Here is a 7,651-nt window from a genome sequence, read left to right as displayed (position 1 = left end):
CTGGCGTTTACGCGTGCGAAAAGCTAATCGCGAAGCGAAGCTAAAGGCACACTCTCTCCGCCCATTGCCGCGTCGAAGCACTGCGCGTAACGCTGCCGGCACACCTCCCAGCCGAACGTCGCGATAGCCTTCTGACGTTTTGCGGCGATTGCCTCGGGCGACGCCAGACGCGGCCAGTTCGCGGCTACATAGCGCACGAGCCCAGGCAACTCATCTTCGTGCTCGAACAGCAGCACATTGTCGAATTGCGCCGCCATACCGCGCGTAAACGGAATGGCGCGCGCGATGATCACGGGCACCCGCCCGATCGCCTCGAAGAACGCGCCGCTCACCAGCATCGATTCGGCCACATGAGCCAGGATCACCACGTCCGCTGCGTTGAGTTGCGCATCGAATTCCCCATCGCTCAGAAAGCGCGCATCGAGCGTCACACAAGCCGCCAGATCCCGCGCCCGCACAATCTCACGCAATGCAGCGACATACGCGGCCTGGCCGCGCCCAGCGATGGTCAGCGCATGGCCTGGAGGCCAGCTCTCCAGCACCTGCGCAATGCCCTTATATGGCTCGATTGTGCCGAGAATCGCGAACGCAGGCGCACGCGAATCATCGCGCGCGGCATGTACTGAACGCCCGGGCACATCCCAATACAACGGATGCGGAAGATACTGCGCGCGAAACTGCGCGACATAATGCTCGTCGTGTACGACGCGCACATCGGCGAGACTGCGCACGAGCGACATCAGCGCAACCGAAAACGCGCGCACGGCGCCGCGCGCGTTATGAACCGCGTGATCGTGCACGACACACACTACCTTCGCGCGACTCAGCGCCATCAACACGCAATACAGCATCACCACGGGCAGCCCGCGCAGGCGCGGCACCACGCGTCGGCCGTTGTCGGTGAAGGCTCGCAACTCGATCCAGTGCAGCACAATCAGGTTCGGATGCCTGAATAGATCGACGATGCCGCCGCTCATCAAATAGCGCACCGAAAGCGGCCGTACGTCATAACCGATATCGCACAGCAATTGCTTCTGCAGGTCGATGTACGGATTGGTCGTGTTGGTGAATGGCGATATCAGCGCACGCGGCCTGCCTTGAGCGGGGTGACGCATCTCAGGCCGCCCGCGCAACTGCTGTGGCCAGAACGATATCGATGATGCGATCCTGCACCTCGCGCTCTAGCATCGGAAAGATCGGCAGGCAAAGAACCTGTTGCGAAACCTGTTCGGCCACCGGCAGGTTCTCTCGCGCCGCCGACGCCAGATTGCAATAAGCAGGAAACGCGCTGATCAGCGGATAAAAATAGCGGCGCACCGTAATCTGCCGCGCGCGCAGTTCCGCATAGAGTTCGTCGCGGCTTAGCGGAAATTCGGGCGTGACGAGCACCGGAAAATACGCGTAATTAGCGCGGCTGTCTGCGTGCATCTCATGCAGATGCAGGCCCTTCACGCCAGCCAGGCGCTCGCGATAATGGGCGTCGATGCGCGCGCGCACTGCATGTGCCTGCGCCACATGCTGAAGCTGCACGAGCCCGAAGGCCGCCTGGACTTCGTTCATCTTGCCGTTGATGCCGTGGCCTATGACGGTCACCTCGTCCTGAATGCCGAAGTTTTTCAGCTGGTCGATGCGGCGCTTCATCTGCGCGTCGCGGCAGACGATCGCGCCGCCCTCGAAGGTATGAAAGATCTTGGTGCCGTGAAAGCTCAGCACGGACATATCGCCGAAACTCAGGATCGAGCGCTCGCGAAAGCGCACGCCAAACGCATGCGCGGCGTCATAGATCACCTTCAGGTCGTGGCGCGCGGCGATGCGTTCGATCGCCTCGACATCGCATGGATTGCCGTACACGTGCACCGGCATGATGGCGCGTGTGTCGGGCGTGATCGCGGCCTCGATGCGTGCAGGGTCGAGATTGAGGCTCACGGGGTCGATATCGGCGAATACGGGCTTCACGCCGTTCCAGTGAATCGCGTGCGTGGTCGCAACGAACGAAAACGGCGTCGTGATGACTTCGCCGGTTATGTCGAGCGCTTGCAGCGCCGCAATGAGCGCGAGCGTACCGTTCGAAAACAGGCAGATGTGCTCGACGCCCAGATGCTCGCACAGCGCCTGTTCCAGCTGATGATGAAGCGGGCCGTCGTTGGTCACCCAGCGGTTCTGCCAGATCTTTTCAAGCCAGGGCACGAACTCCTCCAGTGGCGGCAAAAAGGGCTGGGTGACGGGCACCACGGCGGCTTTCGTGTCGTTCATCATGATGGCTGGCCCCTTGCAAGAAGCAATCGACTGAGTGAAGAATAAATTAGTAAGGATGACGAAAAAACTGATTCGTGTTCAGGAATGAAACTAAATTGACAACTCAGGAACGGTGATCCTGCGTGCCGCGCGCGAGCGGATTCGCGATATAGCGGATCGCGTGATCGCTCACACTGCGTAGCGGCAAAAGGCACAGGAGCGTCAGCGCGACCGCCGAGAACTTCTTGCGCAGCGTCCAGAACGGATTCGCGAGAATCGAGCGGAAATATCGGCGCGATCCGAACACAATCCAGTGAGAACGACGCGACCATTGCGCCTCATAGACCTGCATGCACAGATGCGCTTTCTCGTACGAAAAGTCCATCGCGTGTTCGGGAAGCTGCTCGCCCAGCCGCTCGTTCACGAGTTCGCGCAGGGCTTGCCAGCGCTGCGGAAAGGCGCGTACGACTTCGGCAACATCCTGCGAGTTCGCAATCGACAATGACGCATGTGACATGGCTTTCGCGCCTTGCTGATCCGGCGCGCCGTGGACGCGATATCCGCCGAGCGGCTGGTCGATCACGCCCACTTTGCCGACCAGCGCGACCCCATAGATCGCGAAGAAGTCCGCTGCGATGCCGCGCCGCGTGGCCTGCGGCAGCGGCAGGATGCGACGCAGGGCGCTCACGCGGTATGCGTTGCCCGACGCAGGCGGCGACGGATAGAGCCAGCCATTGCGCAGTAACGCGCCGCATTCGGCAGGTGGCTGCGTGTGGGGCACATGCGCGCCGGTCGGGCGGCTCAGGCCGTCGATGACGTTCAGCGTGAACTGCACTTTGCCGTAGCCGCCGCGCTCGAAGGTGTCGACCACCTGCGCGATGGCACCTTCATAGAGCACGTCATCGGAGTCGAGATACAGGATGTATTGCGTCTCCGCCATATCGAGCCCGAGATTGTATGAACTCGCCTGTCCGCCGTTAGCCTTGAACACGGGGACGATGCGATCGCCGTAGCTCGCGATGATGGCGCGCGAGCCGTCGGTCGAGCCGTCGTCGATCACGACTACCCGGGTCAGTTCCGGATCCTGCGCAAGCGCCGAATCGATGGCCTCGCGCAAAAACCGCTCGTAGTTGTAGCTACAGATGACGATGGTTATTGCCTTCACTTCCTGCCCCCCGTGCTCGTTGTTCCGCGACGTGCCGGTCTACGCCGTGCAGCTGAACAACGATTGACGTCGATGTCCTTGTCGATAGCAAAATGAAAGTTGTTGGTAATCTTATAGCGCATGGATAAACCGGGGCGCCACCGCTATCCGCGTCGCTGTGTGGGCTGTTCAACATAACGATGCGGTGCGAACCGACATCCGTGCGCAAGCGCGCAAAGCGCTTCATTCGCTATCCGAAAGTGCAACGGTGCCCGCGCAACCCAGGCCGCACGCTCCATTCATCATCGGCTCCCGCAAACCCTCACCTTTGGCTGGCGCGCCTGACACGCGCGCCATATTGGCGTCAGGGGCACGCCACCGCCGCGCCATAAGATACGGGGCTTCGCGTCGGGGCTCGCGCCTGTTGCGGGCCCGCGCGCAGCACTACCGAGGTGATGAATGAAGAAGTGGATTTACAGCCTGATCGCAGCCGGCGCACTGAGCGCGTGGGGCGCCGCACCCGCAATGGCCGCCGACGAGCCCGCATGGTTGCCTGCGAGCGCGGCCACGCGTCTGCAAGGTGCAAGCGCCATCGTTGAAGGCGCGAGCGGAGCGAACGTGAAGTCGACGCTTTACGTCTTCATGGATCCCAACTGTATTTTCTGTCACCTGGTATGGAAGGCGCTTCAACCGTATGAAGCGGCAGGCTTGCAGGTTCACTGGATTCCGCTCGGTTTCCTGAAGCCTGACTCGGCGGGCAAGGCCGCTGCGCTGCTCCAGTCGAAGAATAGTGCGGCACTCCTGAAGGAACTGGAAACGCACTACTCCGAGAAGGACGAAGAGGGCGGCATTGCCCCCCTCGCGCAGATTCCGGCAGCGGCGCAGGCACAGATCGACCGCAATACGCAGCTCTTTCAGGATCTCGGCTTCCAGGGCACGCCCACGATCATCTATCAGGGCTCGGGCGGGCGCTGGGCCGATCTGGACGGCGTGCCCAGGCTTGGCACATTGGCGGGCCTTCTCAACCTGCCGCAACAGCCGATCACCGACCCGGAGCTGCAGAAGTATCGCTAGGCAGCTGAGGTGAGGCGTTCCAGGAGGCGGAGCCGCAGGGTGAGGACGCCGCCGTGCGGCGAGGTCACCGCAATGACGTCGCCGACGTAATGGTGAGGAATTCCAGGAGTCGGCATGCGGATCGCCACGCAACGCGAAGCGAGGTGAGCGAGCGACGAACGCCCACGCTCACCGAATACGCGCCAGGAAGCAGTTTGTGAAACTAACGATGTGCCTCCGATGTCTCTCCGACACAATCCGGGCGTGTTTTAAAGCGGTGAAGGCGGCGCAGGCCGCCTTCATCACCGTCGCTAGCGTCCCGAAAACGCTCACCTCAAGCGCACTTCGGCATCAGAACTTGTAGTCGGGGTTCTTGGGATCAAAGACTTCGGCGTCGAACGACTTCGGCGTGATGCTGTCGATCACGATTTTCTCGAACATCTGGCCGTCGTCGCCATAGGCTTCGACGGTGCGGAAGTACGGATGACGCAGATCGAGCCCCAGCGTCTGCTTCTTCGCGTAGAACTGCGGCTTGCCGCTCGGCGACACATAGGTGAGCGCGACCACGCGCACGCCGTTGATGGTCTTGACCTCGACGTCGGGCTTGTACGGCGCGCCCACCTCCACATACTTCTTCGCGTCCGTCATGAACTGGCTCACGATGAACTCCGTGCCCAGGTCCGTGATCTTGTGATTCGATTGCGCGCGCGCGAGCGTGCCGTCAAGCGCCGTCCACATCGGCATGACGCCCAGCAGGCCGCCCAGGTGGCCATACATTTCGTCGGGCTTCTTCGACGCGTCGTAAATCACTTCCTCGCCCGAATGCTCGCCGTCGGGCAGCCACTTCGCGTAGATACGCAGCGGATCGTGTTCGAGCTTCACGAGCATATGCGCGGGCTTGCCCGGCCATTTGCCGTTCAGGCGCTCCCAGCGTGACAGCACGAATTCATACGATGGATAACCCGACGGCCCGAGCTTGATGACGGTCGGCACCACGAGCGGGTCGAGCGTCTGGAACAGCGCAGTGAGCTGCGCATCGTCCATCTTCACGAGCGCGCCGCTTTTCTGCGCGCGTTGCAGCCATTTCACCTGCTGCTCGACGGACAGCTTGCTCACTTCCGCAGCCGCGTTGCCCGACGGGCTGGCGGTGCTCGCCTGCGGCGTGCTGGCGTCGGTGGCCGCATCGTCCTGGGCGAACGCCGTCGCGCAGTTCAGCGCGAGCGCCAACGCGGCCACGCGCAACGTGTGCCGTGTCGCGACGCCCGCAGCCCGTCTGGAATCGATCGTCTTCATGATGTGTCTCCCTGTATCAGTGCTTGTTTGAGTGAAGCGAAAAAGCAGGACGGCAAAGACAGCACACAGGCGGCGCTCAATTCACGCGCTGCTTTGCAATTTCCTCGTCGCGCAGCGCGCGCCGCAGGATCTTGCCGACGTTGGTTTGCGGCAGGGCGTCGCGAAACTCCACGGCGCGCGGCACCTTGTAGCCGGTGAGTTGCAGGCGGCAATGCGCGATCACCGCGTCGGCCGTGAGCGACGGATCGCGCGCGACGACGAACACCTTCACGCGCTCGCCCTGCACGGGATCCGGCACGCCGATGGCGGCGACTTCGCGCACCTCGGGGTGCATCGCGATCACCTCCTCGATCTCGTTCGGGTACACATTGAAGCCCGACACGATGATCATGTCCTTCTTGCGGTCGATGAGCCGGATGAAGCCCTGCGCGTCCATTACGCCGATGTCGCCGGTCGCGAGCCAGCCATCGGCGTCGAGCACCTGCGCCGTGTCGTCGGGCCGGTTCCAGTAGCCGAGCATCACCTGCGGGCCTTTCACGCAGAGCTCGCCGGCCTCGCCCACATTGGCCCACGAGCCGTCCTCGCGGCGAAAGCGCACTTGCGTCGACGGCACCGGCAAGCCGATCGAACCCGCGAAATCGCGCATGTTGCCGATCTCGACGGGATTGGTCGCGACGATGGGCGAGCATTCCGTGAGGCCATAACCCTCGACGATCGGTTGGCCCGTCACGGCCTTGAAGCGATCGGCCACGGCCTTCTGCGTCGCCATCCCGCCCGCCATCGCGAGCTTGAGCGCAGAGAAGTCGCGCTTGCAGAACTCATCGTCGTCGAGCAGCGCGTTATAGAGCGTATTGATCGCCGTGATGCCGGTGAAGGTCTCGCGGCGCAGAATCATCATCATGCGTTTGGTGTCGCGCGGATTGGCGATCAGGATGTTGCGCCCGCCCAGCCCCAGAAAGATGAGCGCGTTCACCGTCAGCGAATAGATGTGATAGAGCGGCAGCGGCGTGAGGACGGTTTCGACCTCGCCGGTCAGTTGCGAAGCCGACCACGCCTTCGCCTGCAATACATTGGCGATGATATTGCGATGCGTGAGCATGGCGCCTTTCGCCACGCCCGTTGTTCCTCCGGTGTACTGAAGAAAGGCGAGGTCTCCGCTCGTGCGCAGCGCAGGCGCGAGCGTGCGGCGCGCACCGGTTTGCAGCGCATCGCGCAGGCGCACGGCTTGAGGCAGCGTGTACTTCGGCACCATCTTCTTCACATGGCGCAGCACGAAGTTGAGCAGCTTGCCCTTGAAATTCAGGCCATCCGCGAGCAGGTCGCCCAGGCCGGTGACGGCGATATGCTCGATACGCGTGCCCGGCAGCGCCTCTTCAAGCGTCTTCGCGAAGTTCTCGAACACGACGATCGCGCGCGCGCCGCTGTCCTTCAACTGATGCGCCAGCTCGCGCGGCGTATAGAGCGGATTGACGTTGACAACGACGGCACCGGCCTTCAGTGCACCGAACAGCGCGACGGGGTACTGGAACGTATTCGGCAGCATGATCGCCACGCGTTCGCCGGGGGCGATGCCCACGCCCTGGAGCCACGCGGCGAACGCTTCGGCCTTGCGCGCGAGGTCGCCATAGGTCAACGACGATCCCACGCTCACATACGCGACGCGATCGCGGAACTGCGCGACGCATTCATCGAAGTATTGCGTGATCGTTTCGTACTCTGAAACGTCGATCTCGGGCGCGACGCCTGCGGGATAAGATGCGTACCAGATGCCATCGGTATCGGGCGCGGCGTGCCGCGCGCCATCCGTTGGCGCCGTCTGCGTTTGCAGTTGGGCTGCCATGGTTGTCTCCAGGATATTTTTGTCGTGAATCGCGTTGCGGCGCGCGCGAAAATGCCGCGCTTCGCGCGCCGCAGCCATTTACGATA

General features: G+C 62.5%; 6 protein-coding genes. 1 reads left to right on the top strand and 5 read right to left on the bottom strand.

Annotation, left to right across the window (positions count from 1 at the left end; translation table 11 throughout):
- Positions 1-23: 23 nt before the first annotated feature.
- The 3 genes from BBA01S_RS44750 to BBA01S_RS38260 all read right to left on the bottom strand — a co-directional run bounded on the left by BBA01S_RS44750 (position 24) and on the right by BBA01S_RS38260 (position 3,400).
- Positions 24-1,115 carry a glycosyltransferase family protein gene (locus BBA01S_RS44750; protein WP_042298579.1) on the bottom strand — a complete coding sequence of 364 codons (1,092 nt, stop codon included), beginning with the start codon at positions 1,113-1,115 and terminating at the stop codon, positions 24-26.
- A 1-nt stretch (position 1,116) separates the two neighbouring features.
- Positions 1,117-2,256 (bottom strand): DegT/DnrJ/EryC1/StrS family aminotransferase, encoded by a 1,140-nt coding sequence (locus tag BBA01S_RS38265; RefSeq protein WP_281177043.1) that lies wholly within the window; start codon positions 2,254-2,256, stop codon positions 1,117-1,119.
- A gap of 103 nt (positions 2,257-2,359) precedes the next feature.
- Positions 2,360-3,400, bottom strand: coding sequence for a glycosyltransferase family 2 protein (locus BBA01S_RS38260; protein WP_027821012.1), 1,041 nt, complete (start codon positions 3,398-3,400; stop codon positions 2,360-2,362).
- Between the two features lie 438 nt (positions 3,401-3,838).
- On the opposite strand from BBA01S_RS38260, the gene BBA01S_RS44745 reads away from it, so the two are divergent.
- A complete protein-coding gene (locus BBA01S_RS44745; RefSeq protein WP_052392079.1) occupies positions 3,839-4,453 on the top strand; it encodes a thioredoxin fold domain-containing protein in 615 nt (204 codons plus the stop codon).
- 330 nt (positions 4,454-4,783) lie between these two features.
- Here BBA01S_RS44745 and BBA01S_RS44740 read toward each other — a convergent pair whose 3' ends face one another.
- Together BBA01S_RS44740 and BBA01S_RS38245 are read right to left on the bottom strand one after the other, a co-directional pair.
- Positions 4,784-5,725 carry a DUF1571 domain-containing protein gene (locus BBA01S_RS44740; RefSeq protein WP_052392078.1) on the bottom strand — a complete coding sequence of 314 codons (942 nt, stop codon included), beginning with the start codon at positions 5,723-5,725 and terminating at the stop codon, positions 4,784-4,786.
- A 76-nt stretch (positions 5,726-5,801) separates the two neighbouring features.
- The gene (locus tag BBA01S_RS38245) at positions 5,802-7,565 is read right to left on the bottom strand and encodes an AMP-binding protein (RefSeq protein ID WP_042298585.1); all 1,764 of its coding nucleotides are present in this window, start codon (positions 7,563-7,565) and stop codon (positions 5,802-5,804) included.
- Positions 7,566-7,651: the final 86 nt, after the last annotated feature.

The organism is Paraburkholderia bannensis NBRC 103871, from assembly GCF_000685015.1.
In the GTDB taxonomy this organism is placed as follows: domain Bacteria; phylum Pseudomonadota; class Gammaproteobacteria; order Burkholderiales; family Burkholderiaceae; genus Paraburkholderia; species Paraburkholderia bannensis.
Note: the sequence above shows the minus strand (reverse complement) of the source record. Positions and strands in the feature narration are given on the sequence as shown.

Bases quoted from the DNA above. Each gene is read 5' to 3' on its own strand.
- BBA01S_RS38245 (WP_042298585.1), bottom strand. From the start codon at position 7,565: ATGGCAGCCCAACTGCAAACGCAGACGGCGCCAACGGATGGCGCGCGG.
- BBA01S_RS38265 (WP_281177043.1), bottom strand. From the start codon at position 2,256: ATGATGAACGACACGAAAGCCGCCGTGGTGCCCGTCACCCAGCCCTTT.
- BBA01S_RS44750 (WP_042298579.1), bottom strand. From the start codon at position 1,115: ATGCGTCACCCCGCTCAAGGCAGGCCGCGTGCGCTGATATCGCCATTC.
- BBA01S_RS44740 (WP_052392078.1), bottom strand. From the start codon at position 5,725: ATGAAGACGATCGATTCCAGACGGGCTGCGGGCGTCGCGACACGGCAC.
- BBA01S_RS44745 (WP_052392079.1), top strand. From the start codon at position 3,839: ATGAAGAAGTGGATTTACAGCCTGATCGCAGCCGGCGCACTGAGCGCG.